Annotated in this window: 19 protein-coding genes; 11 read left to right on the forward strand and 8 right to left on the reverse strand. The window is 64.4% G+C overall.

Going from position 1 to position 19,380, the window contains the following annotated elements; all coding sequences use genetic code 11:
* The first annotated feature begins 9 nt into the window (after nt 1-9).
* The 3 genes from nudC to AC0L3S_RS09500 all read left to right on the forward strand — a co-directional run bounded on the left by nudC (nt 10) and on the right by AC0L3S_RS09500 (nt 2,487).
* The gene (gene nudC / locus AC0L3S_RS09490) at nt 10-948 is read left to right on the forward strand and encodes an NAD(+) diphosphatase (protein ID WP_473278870.1); all 939 of its coding nucleotides are present in this window, start codon (nt 10-12) and stop codon (nt 946-948) included.
* Between the two features lie 8 nt (nt 949-956).
* A complete protein-coding gene (locus AC0L3S_RS09495; RefSeq protein WP_473264476.1) occupies nt 957-1,910 on the forward strand; it encodes a sugar kinase in 954 nt (317 codons plus the stop codon).
* Nucleotides 1,911-1,977: 67 nt separating this feature from the next.
* On the forward strand, nt 1,978-2,487 hold the full coding sequence (locus AC0L3S_RS09500; RefSeq protein WP_473264477.1) for an Lrp/AsnC family transcriptional regulator: 510 nt from the start codon (nt 1,978-1,980) through the stop codon (nt 2,485-2,487).
* Nucleotides 2,488-2,656: 169 nt separating this feature from the next.
* Here the strand turns inward: AC0L3S_RS09500 and AC0L3S_RS09505 are convergent, their stop codons facing one another.
* The 6 genes from AC0L3S_RS09505 to AC0L3S_RS09530 all read right to left on the reverse strand — a co-directional run bounded on the left by AC0L3S_RS09505 (nt 2,657) and on the right by AC0L3S_RS09530 (nt 7,830).
* Nucleotides 2,657-4,156, reverse strand: coding sequence for a phosphomannomutase/phosphoglucomutase (locus AC0L3S_RS09505; protein ID WP_473278871.1), 1,500 nt, complete (start codon nt 4,154-4,156; stop codon nt 2,657-2,659).
* Nucleotides 4,157-4,347: 191 nt separating this feature from the next.
* Nucleotides 4,348-4,857 carry a TIGR02281 family clan AA aspartic protease gene (locus tag AC0L3S_RS09510; RefSeq protein ID WP_473278873.1) on the reverse strand — a complete coding sequence of 170 codons (510 nt, stop codon included), beginning with the start codon at nt 4,855-4,857 and terminating at the stop codon, nt 4,348-4,350.
* A 261-nt stretch (nt 4,858-5,118) separates the two neighbouring features.
* On the reverse strand, nt 5,119-6,054 hold the full coding sequence (locus AC0L3S_RS09515) for a transporter substrate-binding domain-containing protein (RefSeq protein WP_473264479.1): 936 nt from the start codon (nt 6,052-6,054) through the stop codon (nt 5,119-5,121).
* Between the two features lie 236 nt (nt 6,055-6,290).
* Nucleotides 6,291-6,878 (reverse strand): SCO family protein, encoded by a 588-nt coding sequence (locus AC0L3S_RS09520; RefSeq protein WP_473264480.1) that lies wholly within the window; start codon nt 6,876-6,878, stop codon nt 6,291-6,293.
* A gap of 24 nt (nt 6,879-6,902) precedes the next feature.
* A complete protein-coding gene (locus AC0L3S_RS09525) occupies nt 6,903-7,097 on the reverse strand; it encodes a hypothetical protein (RefSeq protein ID WP_473264481.1) in 195 nt (64 codons plus the stop codon).
* A gap of 262 nt (nt 7,098-7,359) precedes the next feature.
* On the reverse strand, nt 7,360-7,830 hold the full coding sequence (locus AC0L3S_RS09530) for a Clp protease/crotonase-like domain-containing protein (RefSeq protein ID WP_018453000.1): 471 nt from the start codon (nt 7,828-7,830) through the stop codon (nt 7,360-7,362).
* A 292-nt stretch (nt 7,831-8,122) separates the two neighbouring features.
* Between AC0L3S_RS09530 and AC0L3S_RS09535 the strand changes: the two genes are divergently transcribed.
* The 4 genes from AC0L3S_RS09535 to AC0L3S_RS09550 all read left to right on the forward strand — a co-directional run bounded on the left by AC0L3S_RS09535 (nt 8,123) and on the right by AC0L3S_RS09550 (nt 11,642).
* Complete coding sequence (locus AC0L3S_RS09535; RefSeq protein ID WP_473278885.1) at nt 8,123-9,781, forward strand: FAD-binding dehydrogenase; 1,659 nt, start codon at nt 8,123-8,125, stop codon at nt 9,779-9,781.
* Nucleotides 9,782-10,702, forward strand: coding sequence for an extracellular catalytic domain type 1 short-chain-length polyhydroxyalkanoate depolymerase (locus AC0L3S_RS09540; protein ID WP_473264482.1), 921 nt, complete (start codon nt 9,782-9,784; stop codon nt 10,700-10,702). It abuts the gene before it with no gap.
* A 114-nt stretch (nt 10,703-10,816) separates the two neighbouring features.
* A complete protein-coding gene (locus tag AC0L3S_RS09545) occupies nt 10,817-11,167 on the forward strand; it encodes a RidA family protein (RefSeq protein ID WP_007599359.1) in 351 nt (116 codons plus the stop codon).
* Nucleotides 11,168-11,276: 109 nt separating this feature from the next.
* The gene (locus AC0L3S_RS09550) at nt 11,277-11,642 is read left to right on the forward strand and encodes a nuclear transport factor 2 family protein (protein ID WP_473264483.1); all 366 of its coding nucleotides are present in this window, start codon (nt 11,277-11,279) and stop codon (nt 11,640-11,642) included.
* 67 nt (nt 11,643-11,709) lie between these two features.
* On the opposite strand, the gene AC0L3S_RS09555 is transcribed toward AC0L3S_RS09550, so the two are convergent.
* Both AC0L3S_RS09555 and AC0L3S_RS09560 read right to left on the reverse strand, forming a co-directional pair.
* On the reverse strand, nt 11,710-12,633 hold the full coding sequence (locus AC0L3S_RS09555; RefSeq protein ID WP_473278874.1) for an amino acid ABC transporter substrate-binding protein: 924 nt from the start codon (nt 12,631-12,633) through the stop codon (nt 11,710-11,712).
* Between the two features lie 12 nt (nt 12,634-12,645).
* A complete protein-coding gene (locus AC0L3S_RS09560) occupies nt 12,646-13,941 on the reverse strand; it encodes a dicarboxylate/amino acid:cation symporter (protein ID WP_473264485.1) in 1,296 nt (431 codons plus the stop codon).
* A 207-nt stretch (nt 13,942-14,148) separates the two neighbouring features.
* On the opposite strand from AC0L3S_RS09560, the gene AC0L3S_RS09565 reads away from it, so the two are divergent.
* The 4 genes from AC0L3S_RS09565 (at nt 14,149) to AC0L3S_RS09580 (ending at nt 19,167) form a co-directional block, all read left to right on the forward strand.
* Nucleotides 14,149-15,150 carry an NADP-dependent oxidoreductase gene (locus AC0L3S_RS09565; RefSeq protein ID WP_473278875.1) on the forward strand — a complete coding sequence of 334 codons (1,002 nt, stop codon included), beginning with the start codon at nt 14,149-14,151 and terminating at the stop codon, nt 15,148-15,150.
* A 152-nt stretch (nt 15,151-15,302) separates the two neighbouring features.
* A complete protein-coding gene (locus AC0L3S_RS09570) occupies nt 15,303-16,160 on the forward strand; it encodes a hypothetical protein (RefSeq protein WP_473278876.1) in 858 nt (285 codons plus the stop codon).
* 257 nt (nt 16,161-16,417) lie between these two features.
* The gene (locus AC0L3S_RS09575; RefSeq protein ID WP_007599353.1) at nt 16,418-17,557 is read left to right on the forward strand and encodes an FAD-dependent monooxygenase; all 1,140 of its coding nucleotides are present in this window, start codon (nt 16,418-16,420) and stop codon (nt 17,555-17,557) included.
* Entirely contained in the window at nt 17,554-19,167 is a 1,614-nt protein-coding gene (locus tag AC0L3S_RS09580) for a benzoate-CoA ligase family protein (RefSeq protein ID WP_473278877.1), read from the forward strand. The genes AC0L3S_RS09575 and AC0L3S_RS09580 overlap by 4 nt, the downstream gene beginning before the upstream one ends.
* The last annotated feature ends 213 nt before the right edge of the window (nt 19,168-19,380 follow it).

Consider the following 19,380-nt stretch of genomic DNA (forward strand, 5'->3'; position numbering starts at 1 on the left):
GAACAAGACATGTCAGCATTCAACTCGTTTCCGCTGGGACAACCGGCCTTCGTCACCAACATTCTCGACCGCGCCGCGCACCTGCGCCGCGACGACGAAAAGCTGTTCGCGATGGAGCAGAAGCCGTCGTCGCGCGCCTATGTCGTCTACCGCGACTCGCTGCTGGTGAAGCGCGAGGGCGAAAAAGTGCGCGCGCTGCTCTCGATCGAGGAGGCGCTGAAATGCGGCGCCAATCCGGGCACGATCTTCCTAGGCTTGCGTGACGGCGCCGCGATGTTCGGGATGGGCCTGTCGCAGGCCGCGTCCGAGAAGCTGGTCGGGCGCGAAGACTACGCCCTCAGCGAGCTGCGCGGCATGGCGATGCAGGGCGCGGTGCCCCCGCAGGAGCTGTCGGCGATCGCGATGGCGAAGTCGATGGTGAGCTGGCATCAGCGCCACGGCTATTGCGCCAATTGCGGCACCCGTACCGCGATGAAGGAAGGCGGCTGGAAGCGGGAGTGCCCGAGTTGCAAGGCCGAGCATTTCCCGCGCACCGATCCCGTCGTGATCATGCACGTCGGCGCCGGCGAAAGATGCCTGCTCGGCCGCCAGAAGCAGTTTCCGCCGGGGATGTATTCGTGCCTCGCCGGCTTCGTCGAGGCCGCCGAAACCATCGAGGACGCGGTGCGCCGCGAGATCCTCGAAGAATCCGGGATCCGCTGCACCGACGTGGAATATTATATGACCCAGCCCTGGCCCTATCCGTCATCGCTGATGATCGGCTGCAGCGCGCGGGCCGTGAGCGAGGACATCGTCGTCGATCATTCCGAGCTGGAGGATGCGCGCTGGTTCACGCGCGAGGAGGCCGCCCTGATGCTGACGCGGACGCATCCCGACGGGCTCGCCGGCCCGCACCCGTTCGCCATCGCCCATCATTTGCTCGGCCGCTGGGTGCACGACAAGAGCTGAGACCGGAGATGGCGCACTCTGTGATCGCGCCGCGCATCCTCTGCATCGGCATTCCCGTTCGCGACCTGACCTTTCGCGTCGATGCCGTGCCTGCGCGCGGCAGCAAGGCGAATGCCAGCCATCTCGCGGAGATCTGCGGCGGCAACGCCCTCAACGCCGCGATCGCCATCACGCGGCTTGGCGGCCGCGTCTCCTTTGCCGGACCCATGGGCGATGCCGGGGAGACGTCGAGCCACTTCATCCTGGACCGGATGCAAGCTGAAGCTATCGAGACCACACACATCGTCCGCATGCCGGGGCTCACGACGCCGGTGTCGGCGATCATGATCGAGCCCTCGGGCGAACGAACGCTCACTATCTATCGCGATCCCGCGTTGTTCACCGTGCAGCTGCCCGACGCCGACAAGCTGCTCGCCGGTTGTCAGGCGGTGCTCGTCGAGAGCCGCTGCGCATCGTTCGGCACGGGCCTCTGCGCTGAGGCACGCCGGCGCGGCATTGCCGTCATCGTCGGCGTCGATCGCGCGATGTCGTTGCAGGACGGCATGCTCACGGCCGCCTCGCACCTGCTGTTCGCCAGCGAACAGGTGCAGGAGACCGCCGGCATCGCCGATGACGGCGAGGCGTTGCAGCGCCTGGCCGGGCTGACGCCAGCCTTCCTCGCCGCCACGCGCGGTCCGCATGGCACGATCTGGCTGAACGAGGCCGGCGCACTGGAGGAGACCCCGGCGTTCGCGGTTGAGGCGGTCGATACGCTCGGCGCCGGGGACGTCTTCCATGGCGCCTTCACGCTTTGCCTCGCCGAGGGCGATGGCGTGCGGCAGGCGCTGCGATTCGCCGCGGCCGCCGCAGCGCTGAAATGCACCCGCCTCGGCGGCGGCCTAGCCGCCCCGCAACGCGTTGAAGTTGAAGAGCTTTTGCGAAGCGGGCAGCAGAGGGATTCCACCGAGGCGGCGAGAATATAGGCTTGCCGTGGAAAGATTTTCTCTATATCAGGGAAATCAGCTCCTGAAATGGAACAAAGTTCTGCAAATGACCGATCTTGCTGTCCAGCTCCCCGAGACCAGCCGCCGCCTCGACGCCATCGACCGCAAGATTCTGATGGTGCTCCAGGACGATGCCTCCCTCTCCGTCGCCGAGATCGGTGACCGCGTCGGCCTGTCCTCGACCCCCTGCTGGAAGCGCATCCAGCGCCTGGAGGCCGACGGCGTGATCACCAAGCGGGTGGCGCTGGTCGACCAGAACAAGATCGGGCTCGGCATCTCCGTGTTCGTGTCGGTCGAGAGCTCCGACCACTCCGACGCATGGCTGAAGAAGTTCGCCGACGCCGTCAGCGCCATGCCAGAGGTGATGGAGTTCTATCGCATGGCCGGCGACGTCGACTACATGCTGCGCGTCGTCGTCGCGGACATGCAGGCCTATGACGTGTTCTACAAGAAACTGATCAGCGCCGTGCCGCTGAAGAACGTCACCTCGCGCTTTGCGATGGAGAAGATCAAGTCGGTCACCGCGCTGCCGATCCCGGCGGTGGTGGCGGCTTAAGGCTCACTACAAGTAAACTGTCATCGCCCGGCTTGACCGGGCGATCCAATGCGCCGTGACGACTGAAATCGATCGAGAAGCCTCGGCGTAGTGGATGCCCCGCCCCCCCGTGCGCAATTGCGCACTAGGCGGGGCATGACAGCGGCGTGCGTGGCGACTTGCTTACACTTCAAATCTTCTGATTGTACTCGCCGACTTCGGGATGAGTGCGCAGCACGCTGTTCACCATCTCGAACATGTCGTGCATGCGCCGCTCGGAGACCGGGCTCTCGACCACGACGACGAGCTCGGGCTTGTTGGAGGAGGCTCGCACCAGGCCCCAGCTGCCGTCCTCGACCGTGACGCGGACGCCGTTGACGGTGACGAGATCGCGGATCGACTGGTCGCCGATCTTGGCGCCCTTCGCCTGCAAGCCCTCGAAGTGCTTCACGACTTTGTCGATGACGCCGTACTTCACCTCGTCGCCGCAATGCGGCGACATGGTCGGCGACGACCAGGTCTTCGGCAGCGCGTTCTTGAGATCGGCCATCGACTTGCCGGGGGCGCGGTCGAGCATGTCGCAGATCGCGAGCGCCGAGACGAGACCGTCGTCGTAGCCGCGTCCATACGGCTTGTTGAAGAAGAAGTGGCCGGACTTCTCGAAGCCGGCGAGCGCACCCGTCTCATGGGTGCGGCGCTTCATGTAGGAATGCCCGGTCTTCCAATAGGTGGTTTTCGCGCCCTGCTTCTGCAGCACCGGATCGGTGATGAACAGGCCGGTCGACTTCACGTCGACGATGAACTGCGCGTCCTTGTGGATTGCCGACATGTCGCGCGCCAGCATCACGCCGACCTTGTCGGCGAAGATCTCCTCGCCGGTGTTGTCGACGACGCCGCAGCGATCGCCGTCACCGTCGAAACCGAGACCCACATCGGCCTTGTGCTGCAGCACCGCGTCGCGGATCGCGTGCAGCATCTCCATGTCCTCGGGGTTCGGATTGTATTTCGGGAAGGTGTGGTCGAGCTCGGTGTCGAGCGGGATCACCTCGCAGCCGATCGCCTCCAGCACCTGCGGCGCGAACGCGCCGGCGGTGCCGTTGCCGCAGGCCGCGACGACCTTGAGCTTGCGCTTGAGCTTCGGGCGGCTGGTGAGATCGGCGATGTAGCGCGCCGGATAATTCTCGTGGAATTGATAGGAGCCGCCGGCCTTGTTCTTGAACTCGGCGCCCAGCACGATCTCCTTCAGCCGCGTCATCTCGTCCGGGCCGAAGGTCAGCGGCCGATTCGCGCCCATCTTCACGCCGGTCCAGCCATTGTCGTTGTGCGAGGCCGTGACCATGGCGCAGCAGGGCACATCGAGGTCGAACTGCGCGAAATAGGCCATCGGCGTCACCGCGAGCCCGATGTCGTGCACCTTGCAACCTGCCGCCATCAGGCCGGAGATCAGGGCATATTTGATCGAAGCCGAATAGCCGCGAAAATCATGACCGGTGACGATCTCTTGGCTGACGCCGAGCTCCGCGATCAGCGCGCCCAGCCCCATGCCGAGCGCCTGGATTCCCATCAGGTTGATTTCCTTTTGGAACAGCCAGCGCGCGTCGTATTCGCGAAAGCCCGTGGCCTTCACCATCGGCTCGGACTCGAAGGCATAGGTGTTGGGCAGCAACACGGATTTCGGCTTGGGGAACATTGAGACGGTCTCGTAAAAAAGAGCCAGATTTGATGCAGCCTTAGCGAATGCCGGGCTGCAGCGGAAGGCGGGAATGGCAGCTTATGGATGATAATTGCGGCAGTTTGGTAACGGGGAAACCTGTCCGCGAGAGCAATCGAAATAGAGATTTTCTTGAGAGTATGTGGTCGCCGGAGCCTTTGGGAGGACCTTTACTGCTCCAGCACCATCTGACCGTTGGCGTATTCGAACCGCCTGAGGCGGGAGAGGAAGGAGAGACCGAGCAGGTTCTCGGACAGCGCCTCGTCGGGCAGCACCATGGCATCGACGTCGCGTACGACGAGGCCGCCGACATCGAGCATGGCGATGCGGGTGCGCGCGGCCTTGATGGTGCCGTTGGCGGTGGAGACGGTAGCGTTGTAATCGCTGCGCGAGGGACGCAGGCCGAAGCGGGCGGCCGAGGTCTCGTTCAGCGCAACCACGGAGGCGCCGGTGTCGACCATGAAGCCGATGCGCTGGCCTTCAATCCGGCCCTCGGTCTGGAAGTGGCCGCGGCCGTCGCGGGGGATGTTGAGGCTACGGCCGCCGGCCGGCGCGGTAGACGCGACTGCTACCGTACGCGGCACCGACGTCGCCGAGGCGGAGCTCATCCTGTCCGCCATCTGCGCCATGAAGGTGCCGAGGCCGATCATGATCGCCGCGAAAATCATTATGCTACGCATCACACCACTCGAAGCCGAAGCTCGATTTCACCACGCGGCAGGCCGCTCCGCGAGCGACGCTGCGGCCAGAGCGGTGCTATTTTGACGAAAAGGATGAGCGGACGGTTAATGCGCCGGTGTCGCAGATACGACATATCCTCATCCTGAGGGGCCCCGCGAAGCGCACGTCTCGAACGGAGCGGCCAACAGCGGGGCCGTCATCCTTCGAGACGCTTGCTACGCAAGCTCCTCAGGATGAGGAATTGGTAACGGCGCGTGGGACTAGAACGGGCTCACCGAGAAATACCGCAGCCACAGATCGGTGTAGCGGCCCTTCTCCCAGACGCGGAACATCGCCCAGTTCAGGGCCTGACGCAGCACGTCGTTGCCCTTGCGCACGGCGATTCCGATGCCTTCGCCGAAGAAGCGGCTTTCGACGAAGGGACCGCCGGAGAAGGCGCAGCAATCGCCGGAATCGGTGCCGTTGATCCAGAACGCGAGCGCGATGGCGTCGCCGAAGATGAAGTCGACCTCGCCCTTGCGAAGCGCGGCGCGCATCGCGTCGTCGTTGGGATAGGGATGCAGCTCGGCGTCGGTGAACATCGCCTTGAGATAGGCTTCATGCGCGGAGCCGGCGATGACGCCGACCTTCTTGCCCTCGAGATATTCGGGCCGGATCTCCGGCATCACCGCGTCCTTGCGCGAGGCGAAGCGCGCTGGCACGCGATAGTAGGGATCGGTGAAGTCGACGCGGGCGCGGAGCTGCGGGCTCACCGCCATCGAGGCGATGATGGCGTCGCCCCGGTTGGAGGCGAGCGCATCAACCAGCGTCTCGAAGCGGCGCATCTGCACCGTGCAGGTGACCTTGATCTCCTCGCACAGAGCGCGGGCGAAATCGACGTTGAAGCCGGCCGGATTGCCGTCGGCGCCGGTATAGTTGAACGGCGGATAGTCAGTTTCGGTCAGGAAACGGATCACGGTCAGGCGCGACAGGTCCGGCCGTTCCGGCCGCCGCCGCGGGTCCCAGAAGCCCGGCACCGCCTGGGGAGCGGCTTGCGGCGCGACCTGAGGTGAGGCTTGCGGTGCCGTTGGGGGCTGCTTGGCCGGAGCCTGCGCCTGCACGCACGGCGCAGCAACGAGCACGCAGACGCCGACGACCAGCCCGGTCAGCAAGCCGCGGGCGGATTTGGACGATTTCGCCTGTTGCGATGGAGCCATCGGCTGAAATGAACGATTTTCGTTGGGATCGGAGGGCCTTATAGCCCATCCGGCCGGGAACGCGAGCGCGGATTGCGGCCACGGTGCGCTCCCTCCCCCGCTTGCGGGGAAGGGTCGAGGGTGTGTCCGCAGGGGAGAGCCCCTGCGTGGAGAGAGCCCTCACCCGGCGCGTCGCGCCGACCTCTCCCGCAAGCGGGAGAGGTTACCGAGTACGCCGCGCGATCAGTCCGCCAAACTTACAAATACCGCTTCAAGTCCACCGCGGCTTCTTCCGGCGTGCGCTTCAGGTTGAACGGCGAGACGAAGCGGCCGTCGCGATCCATCAGATAGATCAGCGCGGTGTGGTCCATGGTGTAGTCGCCGTCCTTGGTCGGGACCTTCTTGGCGTAGACGCGGTAGGAGGTGATCACCTTGGCGGTCTCGGCAGGATCGCCGCTCAGGCCTTCGAGGTGCGGGTCGAAGCTCGACAGATAATCCTTCATCGCGGCCTGCGTATCGCGCTCGGGATCGACTGAGATGAAGACGGCATTGACCTTGTCAGCGTCCTTGCCCATCGCACGCAGCACTTCCGAAATCTCGAACAGCGAGGTCGGGCAGACGTCGGGGCAATGGGTGTAGCCGAAGAAGATCAGGGTCGGCTTGCCCTTGAGGCTCTTGTCGGTGACGGCCTTGCCGTTCTGGTCGGTGAGCTGGAACGGGCCGCCGATCGCGGCCGGCTGCGCCACCTTGCTGACCCCGCCCATCGCCCAGAATACGATCAGGAGACCAAGGACGAGGCTTGCGGCGAAGGCGGTCGCGATCACCAGCGGACGGGTGGAGCTCATGGGCGGAAAACTTCCTGTCGCGGGTCAGAAGCAGGCGGCGAAACCGGTCCTGATCATTTCGAAGAACACTTGGCTGCCATAGTGGAACCAGAGTGCGAGCGCACCGAGCACAACCAAGCCTCCAACGCCAGCACCGGCCAACAGCAGCACGACCGGCGTCCGGCCGGCAGTGGGCGAATTGTCCGATACAGGATGGGCGGGGTGCAGTGGTTGAGCCATGACAACGATCGGGGTGAAGGGTTCCCTTGGCTCTCAAATAGGCGCTGGGGCGTGGCCGGGCAAGCTTACGTGAACGGCGACGTTCGGCCGTCGCCATCCTCGTCATGCCCTGGCTTGTCCCGCCTGCGCGGCCGAAGCCGCTTCGGCGAGGCAAAGACCCGGGCATCCACGTAATTCTCGCCCGGCCCAAGAACGTGGATGGCCGGGACAAGCCCGGCCATGACGAAGGATCAGGGTTGAACGGAAGCGACGACCGCCGGGCCTATCTTGACGATGGCTTGTTGGCCGAGGCCTGCGCGTCGAGGTAGCAGGGCTTGTACATGGCCTGGAGCTGCCTGCCCTTCAGGAAGAGCATATGCGGCGTGAGGCCGCCGCGCTGGTTGATCCAGCGCTTCACCTGCGAGGGATACATCGCATAGAGCATCTGGGTCGCTTCGGTATTGGTGACGGCGCGGCCGTTGCTGCCGAAATCCCACGCGGCGTGGAAGCCCAGTGTCGCGTGCGACGTCACGCAGATTCGGTCAGGCGGGATGGCGCCGAGGACGATGGTGCAGGCAGAGGCGCAGAGACCGTCGATGATGACGGTGTCGCCCGACTGTCGCAGGTCCTGGTATTTGTCGACGTAGGTTCCGATCCGGCCACCGCGGTCATCCGCGATCCGAACCACCGCGTGAGAAGCGCCCATGCTCGCGATCAGGAGAACCGCCGCAAGCAACCCCGTCAGAAACTTCATTGGCCCCCGCCCCAGTCGAATTCGAATCTGTGTGTCAGGTGGTGATGCCCTGCTAGGGTCCGTCGTAACCGCGGTTTTGTCTAGGCATGCCGGCTCGCTCAAAACAAATTCAAATCCAGTGTTGCGCCGGCGCTGCACTCAGCCGGTCTTTTTCCCGAAGTGGAACAAGTTAACGATGTCTTACGCGCCGTCCTCTTGATCTCAGTTGCAACCGCCGGCTTCAATCCGGGCAACTACAGGGGGGAACCTGTGGAGGGGGAGCACATGGAGGGGGAAACATATGGCCGAACAGATGGCTGAAGAGACTGACGTCATCGTTGTCGGCGCAGGACTGTCGGGCCTCGTGGCGGCAACCGAGATCGCGGACGCCGGCAAGCGCGTGATCGTGATCGATCAGGAGGGCGAGCAGTCGCTCGGCGGCCAGGCATTCTGGTCGTTCGGCGGATTGTTCCTGGTCGATTCGCCGGAGCAGCGCCGGCTCGGCATCAAGGACTCCTTCGACCTCGCGATGCAGGACTGGCTCGGCACCGCCGGCTTCGACCGCGACGAGGATTTCTGGCCGCGCCAATGGGCCGAGGCCTATGTGGCGTTCGCGGCCGGCGAGAAGCGTGCGTGGCTGCGCGCGATGGGCCATCGCATCTTCCCCGTGGTCGGATGGGCCGAGCGCGGCGGCTATGACGCGATGGGCCACGGCAATTCGGTGCCGCGCTTTCATGTCACCTGGGGCACCGGGCCCGGCATCGTCGAGCCGTTCGAGCGCCGCGCGCGCGAGGCCGTCAGAAGCGGCCGGCTGAGCTTTCGGTTCCGCCATCGCGTCGACGCGCTCTCGATCACCAACGGCACGGTGGATGGCGTCGGCGGTGCCATTCTCGCCCCGGATAATGTCGAGCGCGGCAAGAGCTCCTCGCGCAACGTCGTCGGCGAGTTTGCGTTGAAGGCGCAAGCCGTGATCGTCGCGTCCGGCGGCATCGGCGGCAATCACGAGCTGGTGCGGCAGAACTGGCCGAAGCGGCTCGGCGCGCCACCCAAATTCATGATCTCCGGCGTGCCCGAGCATGTCGACGGCCGCATGATCGGCATCACCGAGAAAACAGGCGCGCGGCTGATCAACCGCGATCGCATGTGGCATTATGTGGAAGGCATCCAGAACTGGTCACCGATCTGGCCGCGCCACGGCATCCGCATCCTGCCCGGCCCCTCCTCGATGTGGTTCGACGCCACCGGCACGCGCTTGCCGGCGCCGTTGTTTCCCGGCTCCGACACGCTCGGCCAGCTCCACTACATCATGTCCACTGGGTACGATTATTCCTGGTTCATCCTGACCCAGAGCATCATCAAGAAGGAGTTTGCGCTGTCGGGCTCGGAGCAGAACCCCGACCTCACCGGCAAGAGCTGGCGCATGACAATCAAGCGCGCCACCAACAAGGGCGCACCGGCGCCGGTGGAAGCGTTCAAAAGCCATGGTGTCGACTTCATCGTGCGCGACAAGATCGAGGATCTCGTTGCGGCCATGAACAAGCTGGCCGGCAGCGACCTCCTCAAGCTCGAGCACATCAGGATGCAGATCGAGGCGCGCGACCGTGAGATCGCCAACCCTTACGTCAAGGATGCGCAGGTGATGAACATTCACAATGCGCGGCGCTATATCGGCGACAGACTGATCCGCACCGCCTCCCCTCACCGCATCCTCGATCCCGCGCAAGGGCCGCTGATCGCGGTCAAGCTCAACATCCTCACCCGCAAGACGCTGGGCGGTTTCGAGACCGACCTCTCTTCGCGCGTGTTCGGCGAGGAGGGCAGCGTCATCCCCGGCCTCTATGCAGCGGGCGAAGCCGCCGGCTTCGGCGGCGGCGGCGTGCACGGCTATCGTTCGCTGGAAGGCACGTTCCTCGGCGGCTGCCTGTTCTCGGGCCGCAATGCGGGCCGGGCCGCGGCGAAGGCCGTGGGCTAGATGATGCGGCGGCGGATGCGCATCGCGGCGGTTGTTGCGGCATTGGCCGCCGCCTCGGCTGCGTCCGCCGATACGATCGACATCGACGGCGTGAAGCGGTCCTACACCGTGCAACTGCCGGCGAAGCGGCTGGTGCCGCTCGTGGTCGTGCTGCACGGCAAGACCCAGCGCGGCGCCGACATGATGACGCGCACGGCATGGCCGCAGGTCGCAAGGCGCGAAGGGTTTGCCGCGGTCTTTCCTGACGGCCTCAACCACGCCTGGACCGATGCGAGGACCAAGGCGGGACCGGCGCTCCGCGGCCCGCCCGCGGGCACCGACGACGTCGCCTTCATCACAAAGCTGGTCGAGAAGCTGGTGGCGAACGGCACCGCCGATCCTCGCCGCGTCTATGTCACCGGCGTCTCCAATGGCGGCGCCATGGCGATGACGCTGGTCTGCGCCCGGGCCGATCTGTTTGCTGCCGCCGCGAGCGTGAGCATGAACCTAACCGATGAGGCCGCAGTCACGTGCCATCCGTCGCGGCCACTGCCGATGCTGCTGATGAACGGCACGGCCGATCCGCTGGTCCCCTACGAGGGCGGTCGCGGGTCGAGCTATTATGCCGCAGACGGATTCTGGTCCACCGACGAGACGCTCGCGTTCTGGCGCAAGCTCAACGGCTGCGAGACCGATAATTCCGACATCACCGATTTGCCCGACAGGGCGCCCGCAGACCAATCCACGGTGACACGGATCTCCTCGCACTGTCCTGGAGGGCACGACGTCGTGCTTTATCGCATCAATCAAGGCGGTCACCGCATGCCCGGATTTTCTCCCGATGCCCGCTTCCCGAAGGTCGCAACCAGCTTGCTCGGGACGCAGAACGGCGACATCGACGCCGCCGAGACGATCTGGACGTTCTTCAGCCAGTTTCCCTGAAGCGTAACGCATGCACGGCCACCGACGCATGCGTGCCCGGCAACGCATGCGTGCCTAGGGTGGCACAGGACAGGCCGCTGCGCTAGACAGGGCCGCCATTCAAAGGAGACCCCAATGAGCATTCAACGTCTTGAAACCGGCCCGCGCATGAGCCAGGTCGTCGTGCACGGCAACACCGTCTATCTCGCCGGTGTCGTCGCCAACAACGCCGCCGGCGAAAGCGTGACGAAGCAGACCCAGGACATCCTGGCGACCATCGACAGCCATCTCGCCAAGGCCGGCACCGACAAGTCGAAGCTGCTCTCGGCCACGATCTACATCACCGACATGAAAACGTTCGGCGAGATGAACGCGGTGTGGGACGCCTGGGTCTCGCCCGGCAACACGCCGGCGCGCGCCACCGTCGAAGCCAAGCTCGCGGCAGCACAATACACCGTCGAAATCATGGTCACGGCGGCGAAGTAAGTACGGAAAATTCACGTGCGCTGACGACCTCAGAGGTAATCGATCAGCGCGCGTGAACCTTCGATAGTCGGGTCAGCCGAACAACACGGCGCCATCGAAGGAGACGACAATGACCGACCCCATCACCATCGCCCGCCGCTATATCGACCTCTGGAACGAACGTGCAGCCGATCGCCGGCGCGAACTGCTGAGCCAGAACTGGACGGCGGATGCGAGCTATGTCGACCCCCTGATGAAGGGCGACGGCCATGACGGCGTCGATGCGCTGATCGCAGGCGTGCAGCAGCGCTTTCCCGATTTCAAGTTCAAGCTGATCGGCGAGCCCAACGGCTACGGCGACCATGTCCGCTTCAGTTGGGGCCTTGGTCCCGATGGCATCGACAGCCCGATCAAGGGGACCGATTTCGCCGTGCTGAAGGACGGCCGCATCAGGAGCGTCACGGGATTTCTGGACCAGGTCCCCGCGGGCGCGTGAGCGCGCGCTGATCGTTGCTGCGCCCTCTCTCCTTGTAGGGGCAGGGCGCAGCGGCTCGCCGCAAGCGCTAATTATTCGCGCTCGCGGAGTCGTCCATCGCCTTGAAGGCTTCCTCCAGCTGCAGCGAGATCGGCACGTTCAGCCGTTCGCCGGTCGGAAGTCTTGCAGTGAACCATTTATTATAGAGCGGGACGAGGTCGTGGTTGGAGCCGAGCTTGCGGAAGGTGCGATCGACCACCGCCGCCAGTTGCGGTTCGCCCTTGCGGAACATGATGCCGTAGGGATCATAGGACAGGTAATCGCCGGTGACGCGGAACTTGTCCTGCGCCTTGTGGCGCACGATCAGGCTGGACAGCAGGATGTCGTCGGTCGCGAACGCATCAGCCTTGCCGTCGACGAGCATCTGGTACGACTGTTCGTGATCGGCACCGACAACGATGGTCAGTCCCAACGAGGACTTCTTGTCGGCCGCCTGGATCGCCTGCTCGTTGGTGGTGCCCTTCGTCACCACGATGATCTTTCCCTTCAGATCAGTCAGTGACTGGACGCTGGACGCCTTCGGCACCATCAGCTTGGTGCCGGCGACAAACATCAGCGGCGAGAAGGCGACGCGCTTGGCGCGCTCGGCATTGGCCGTGGTCGAGCCGCATTCCAGGTCGATCTTGTTCTGGAGCACGGAGTCGATGCGGTCATCCGAGGTGACCTTGACGTAGGCGATCTTCAGATTGGGATCGTCGACCTCGACGCCGATCTCCTCGACGATGGCCTCGCAGAGCTCGAGGCTGTAGCCGATCGGCCGGTTGGCTTGGTCGAGGAAGGAGAACGGCGGCGAGCTCTCGCGATACCCGAGCCGCACGGTGTGCGCGGTCTTGATCGCTGACAGCGTCGGGCTAAGCCCTTCGCTGCCGCCGGTCGTCTGGGCGGAGGCACCCGTGGCCAGCTGGCACGCTGCCAGCAACAGGCCGCCCGATATCGCCATTAAAAGGTGCATGATGCACTCCGATCAATGGCCGGCCATCGCAGGCACTTCGCCGGGGATCATGTCCCCCGGCACGGCATCGCCCGCTCCAAGCTCGTGCTCGGGCCCGAGCTCGCCCTCCCATTTGGCCACGACCGAGGTCGCGAGTGTGTTGCCGATCACGTTGGTGGCGCTGCGGCCCATGTCGAGGAAGGTGTCGATGCCCATGATCATCAACAGCCCGGCCTCGGGGATGCCGAATTGCGACAGCGTCGAGGCGATCACGACGAGGGAGGCGCGCGGCACGCCGGCGACGCCCTTCGAGGTGATCATCAGGGTCGCCAGCATCGCGAGCTGGGTGCCGAGCGGCATGTCGATGTGGTAGCTCTGCGCGATGAAGATGCTCGCGAAGGTGCAGTACATCATCGTGCCGTCGAGATTGAAGGAATAGCCGAGCGGCAGCACGAAGCTCGATATCCGCGACGAAGCACCGAACTTGTTCAGCCCCTCCAGCGTCTTCGGATAGGCCGCTTCGGAACTCGCCGTGGAGAATGCGATCATCAGCGGCTCGCGGATCAGCTTCAGCAGATGGGCGTAGCGCGGCCCGATCACGATGAAGCCCACGACCACCAGGATGCCCCACAGGAGCGCGAGCGAGAGATAGAAGCCACCCATGAAGACGATGAGCTTCCAGAGCACCAGCAGGCCGTTCTTGGCAACCGTCGCGGTGATGGCGGCCCAGACGGCGAACGGCGCGAACATCATCACATAGCCCGTCACCTTGAGCATGATGTGGCCGATATCGTCGATCAGCGCCAGGATCGGCTTGGAACGCTCAGGCATCGAGCCCATCGCCACCGAGAAGAACACGGCGAAGATCACGATCTGCAGGATCTCGTTCTGCGCCATCGCATCCGCGATCGAGGTCGGGATCAGATGGGTCAGGAATTTTTCGATCGAGAAGGCGGAAACCGGCAGGCCGGTCGACTGCGCCTTGTCGGGCAGGGTACCGGGGAAATTCGCGCCGGGCTGGAGCAGATTGACCATCACGAGGCCGAGCATCAGCGAGACGAAAGAGGCGCTGACGAACCAGCCCATGGTCTTGGCGAAGATGCGGCCGAGCTTGGAGCCCGAGCCCATATGAGCAATGCCGCCGACCAGCGTCGCAAACACCAGCGGCGCGATGATCATCTTGATCAGGCGCAGGAAAATCACGGCGATCAGGTTGATGGACGAGGCCCAATCGCCCCGCGTGTCGGGCAGGAAATTGTAGATCGCCGCGCCCATGATGATGCCGAGCACCATCGCCACCAGAATGAATTGCGTAAACCTGTTCGACATTGAACACCCCCGCTACACCGACCGCTTCATGATGTCGCAGATATGACGGCCGCGCAACACGCTTGGCGTGCGACCGTCGGGGCGGATGTTCCCGTTGCGAAACTGGCGCCCGCGATCTAGCTTCATGCAGCGCACAACGAATGCGGCTTGCACTTTTTTCTTGCGGCAGCTGCATCAATAATCGTCAAACGACCGAGGGGAAACATCATGAGCGGCAGCGTCAATCGTCAGATTCTTCTGGTGGAAAAGCCCAGCGGCAAGCTCGGCCCCGAGCACTTCAAGATGGTCGAAGGTGCGGTGCCTGAGCCGAAGGACGGCGAGGCCTTGCTGCGCGTGCGTTACATCTCGCTCGACGCCGCCAACCGCGCCTGGATGCACGGCGCAACCTATCGCTCAGCAGTCGAAGCCAACAGCGTGATGGCCGGCGGCGCCATCGCCGAGGTCGTCAGCTCGAAGGCGCCGGGGCTTGCGCCGGGCGACATCGTGTTTGGTGACACCGGCTGGCAGGAGTTGGCGGCAGTGCCCGCCAAGCATCTCACCAAGATGCCGAAGCTCGAGCCGATGACGCATCTGCTCAGCGTGTTCGGCATCGCCGGCCTCACCGCCTATTTCGGCCTGCTGGAGATCGGCAAACCCAAGGAAGGCGAGACCGTCGTGGTCTCCGCGGCTGCAGGCTCGGTCGGCTCGATCGTCGGGCAGATCGCGAAGATCAAGGGATGTCGCGTCATCGGCATCGCCGGCGGTGCCGAGAAATGCAGCTGGCTGACCTCCGAGCTCGGCTTCGATGCGGCCGTGGACTACAAGGACGGCGCGGTGTTCAAGGCGCTGCGCGCGGCGGCGCCGAAGGGCATCGACGTCTATTTCGACAATGTTGGCGGCGACATTCTCGAAGCGTGCCTGCCGCAGATGAACAATTACGGCCGCATCGCCTGCTGCGGCGCGATCTCGCAATATGACGGCGCGCCCTCGGCACACGGCCCGCGCGGCGTGCCCGGCCTGATCGTGGTGAAGCGGCTCGTCATGCAGGGCTTCATCGTGATGGACTACATGAAGGAAAGCCAGCGAGCGCTCGCCGACCTCCAGGCCTGGGTCAGATCCGGCAAGCTGAAGGTGCAGGAGGATATCATCGACGGCCTCGAGAACACGCCGAAGGCGCTGATCGGATTGCTGGCGGGCGACAACCGCGGCAAGCGCATGGTCAAGCTCTGACGACCTAGTTACGTCGCAATTGCAAAGCCAATATCTACTTGCGGTAGAGGTCGCGGCGGCCAATGATGCCGCGCGCGACATCACCCGCGACGATTGTTTGCATCACATTTGAAAAATTGTCGGCGTTACCGACAGGGCAGGAATTCACTCAGATGTTCAACATGTTGAAACATACGTCGGCACGCGGGGCGTTGCTGGTGGCGACTCTCTTCGCAACTGCAGCAGGCGCATTCGCACAAGCACCGAGCGAGGCGCAGAAGAGCGCGATCCGCTCCGCATGCCGCTCGGACTTCATGGCGCACTGCGCGAGCGTCACGCCCGGCGGCATGGAGGCCTATCAATGCCTGCAGAAGAACATGTCCAGCCTGTCATCGGGATGCCAAACCGCGGTTCGTGCCGTCGAGCCTGCTGCGGCGCCGAAGACCGAAGCCGCGCCGAAGACCGAGGCTGCACCCAAAGAGACTGCCCCCAAGGAGGCTGCCCCCAAGGCGGAGGCCGCGCCTGCCGCGCCGAAGGCTGAATCCGCTCCCGCGGCAAAGCCGGCATCTGGAGCCGCGCCGAAGGCCGCGGCAGCCAAACAGCCAAGCAGCGCGCAGGTCGCTGCCGTCAAGAGCGCGTGCCGCGCCGATTATCCCAAGGTGTGCGCCAGCGTGCCGCCGGGCGGCGCGCCTGCGCTGGAATGCCTGGAGAAGAACAAGGCAAAGGTTTCGCCGGCCTGCGAGAAGGCCGTGAGCGCCGCGGCCGGCGGTGGCGCGGCAGCCACGGCGGCACCTGCGGGCGCAGCTCCTGCGGCAGCTGCACCGGCAGCCGCGCCTGCCGTTATCGTGCTGCGCCCGCTGCGGCCGCGCGAAGAGCTGTTCATCGTCCAGTCCGCATGTCGCGAGGATGTCCGCACGCTGTGCGGCAGCGTGGCGCCAGGTGGCGGTCGGATCATCCAATGCGTTGCCAACAATGCCGCTTCGCTGTCGCCCGCCTGCAAGGACGTTCTGGCGCCGTTTGCCGCACGCTAGAGAAGCGAGCCGTCCGGCAGCTGCACCACCGTGGTGAACGGCGGCTGGTAAAGTGCTGCGTCTGACGTGCGGATGGCCAAGCCGGCGCGGTTTGGCTATGCTTCGCACTCACTGCTTCGGACCCGCCGCCAAACGCGCGTCCGGGCACAAGCTTCGGCGCGCCCGCGCTTTGCCGATAATTCCGCTGGCGCGGGCGACCGGAGCACATTAGTCTACCCCTAGATAGTAAGTATACTGTCAATTAGGGAGGACAGACGTTGCGGATCGCCGTGATTGGCGGGGGGCCCGGTGGGCTCTACTTCGCTTATCTCTGGAAGAAGCGTCACCCCGAGGATCAAGTCGACCTGTTCGAACAGAACCCGGCCGACGCGACCTGGGGCTTTGGCGTCGTGTTCTCGGACCAAGCCCTGGAATTCTTGCGTGCCGACGACCCCGAGACGGTCGACGCGATCGCGCCGCACATGGAGAGCTGGGAGAACATCACGCTGAACCTGAGCGGCGACAGCGTCGCCATCGACGGCGTCGGCTTCTCCTCGATCGGCCGGCTCGAGCTCTTGCGATTCCTGCAGCAGCGCGCGCTCGATGTCGGCGTCACCCCGCGCTTCGATACGCCGATTCATGCGATCGACCAGCTCAACGGCCATGATCTGATCGTCGCCGCCGACGGGCTGAACTCGCTGGTACGCCGCGCCTTCGAGGGCGATTTCGGCACCTCGCTGTCCTACTCCTCCAACAAGTTCGTCTGGTACGGCACCTCGAAGCGCTTCGACACGCTGTCGCAGACCTTCGTAAAGACCGACCGCGGCGCCTTCAACGCCCACCACTACCGCTACTCTCCAACCATGAGCACGTTCCTGGTCGAATGCGATCATGCGACGTGGCAGGCCTACGGTTTCGCCTATAAGGACGTGGAGCAGTCCAAAGGTGTCTGCGAGGAGGTGTTCGCCGACACGCTCGGCGGCCGCTCGCTGGTTTCCAACAAATCGGTCTGGCGCAACTTCCCCTGGGTCTGGAACGAGCACTGGTCGTTCAAGAACATGGTGCTGCTCGGCGACGCGCTGCACTCGGCGCATTTCTCGATCGGCTCGGGCACGCGGCTCGCGATCGAGGACGCCATTGCGCTGGTCAAGGCGCTGGAGTCGGATGCGCATCTCTCCACCGCCCTGCATCGCTACCAGGCCGCCCGAAAGCCGGTGGTGCAGAAGCTCGTCAACGCCGCGCGGACCAGCGCTTTCTGGTACGAGCACTTTGCTCAGCACATGCAGCAGGGCCTGATGGACTTTGCCTACAGCTACATCACCCGCTCAGGCCGCATCGACGACTCCCGCCTGCGCGCGATGTCGCCGGCCTTCATGGCGCGCTACGAAGCCGCCAAGAACGGTGGGGACGAGGCATGAGCGAGCAGATTCACGACCAGGTGCCCGCCGACTGCGCGGGCGCACGCGAGATCGGCTTTTCCGTTCCGCAGGTCTACAATGCCAGCCGCGTGCTATTCGGCAATCTCGCGAGAGGATGCGGCGACAAGCTCGCGCTCATTGGCCCCGCGGGCATGCGCACCTACGCCGAGCTCTGCGCGGAAGCCTGCCGCTGGGGCAACGGCCTTGCCTCGCTCGGCCTCAAGCGCGGCGATCGCGTGCTGCTGTTCCTCGACGACACCCCGGCCTATCCGGCCGCGTTCTTCGGTGCGGTGCGCGCCGGCTTCGTGCCGTTGCTGATCAACACGCTGACGCCGCCGGATCTGCTGCAATTCTATCTCGCCGATTCCGGCGCTTCTGTCGCGGTGGCGGACGCCGAGTTCTGTGCACGTTTCAACGCCGAGGCCTGCAAGGACACGAGCCTGCACACCTTGGTCGTTGTCAATGGCGCCGTGGGCGATCACGCCGCGCCGAACGCCGTTTCCGCCGCCAATTGGCTGTCGCAATTTCCGTCCGAACTTGCGGAAGCCGACACGCATCGCAACGAGATGGCGTTCTGGATGTACTCGTCCGGATCCACTGGCCGGCCCAAGGGCATCGTGCATCTCCAGCACGACATGGCCTATAGCGAGGTCGCTTTTGCGCAGAACGTCTTGAAGCTGACGCCGGATGACATCTGCTTCTCGGTGCCAAAAATCTTCTTCGCCTATGGCTTTGGCAACGCGATCACCTTCCCGTTCTCGGCGGGCGCGACGACGCTGCTGTTGCCGGGCCAGCCGAAGCCCGCGGCGATCTTTTCGGCGATCGAGCAGTACAAGCCGACGGTCTTCTTCGGCCTGCCGACGCTCTATACATCGCTGACCAAGGCCGAGAGTGCCGACAGGACCGACTTCTCGTCGCTGCGCATGGCGCTCTCGGCCGCCGAGGTGCTCTCGGCCGACGTCTTCAACGGCTGGAAGACGCTCACCGGTCTCGAGATCGTGGAAGGCCTCGGTTCGACCGAGGTGCTGCACATCTATCTCTCCAACCGCCCCGAGCGGAAGAAGCTCGGCGCGGCCGGCCTGCGTGTGCCCGGCTACGAGGTCGCGCTACGCGACAAGGACGGCCGCGATGTCGCCGACGACGAGGAAGGCATCTTGTGGGTGCGCGGCGATTCCAACACGCCGCTTTACTGGAACCGGCCGGACAAATCCGCCGAAACGATCCGGCAGGGCGGGTGGATCTACACCGGCGACCGCTTCGTCCGCGATGCCGATGGCTTTCACTTCTTCCGCGGCCGCGCCGACGATCTCATCAAGATCTCCGGCCAGTGGGTCTACCCGCTCGAGGTCGAGCTGTGCCTCGCCGACCATCCGGACATCCGCGAATGCGCGGTGTTCGCCGCCGAGCTGCCGGACCGGCGCATGACCCTGAAGGCGGTCGTGGTGATGAACAGCCGCGCGGCCGATCAAAGCGAAGCGACACGACGGCTGCAGGATTACGTGAAGGGCAAGCTGCTTCCCTACAAATATCCCCGCGAAGTGATCTTCATCGACGAGCTGCCGAAGACGGGCACGGGGAAGATCGACCGGCAGGCGCTGTTGCGGATGTGAGCGGCGGTGTTGCTCACTCTCGCTGTCGTCCGGCGAAGGCCGGGACCCATACGCCGAGTGGGAGTTATTAGCGCGAGCTGGTCACCACCTGTCTTCGCCAAACCGAACTCGGTGGTTATGGGTCCCGGCCTTCGCCCTAGGGCATGCACATATCTCTAAGGCTCCATCCTGCTGCAACGGCGTGGAAGTATTCGAGGCCGTTTTTAAAGGTGA

It is taken from the genome of Bradyrhizobium sp. Ken01 (assembly GCF_055807355.1).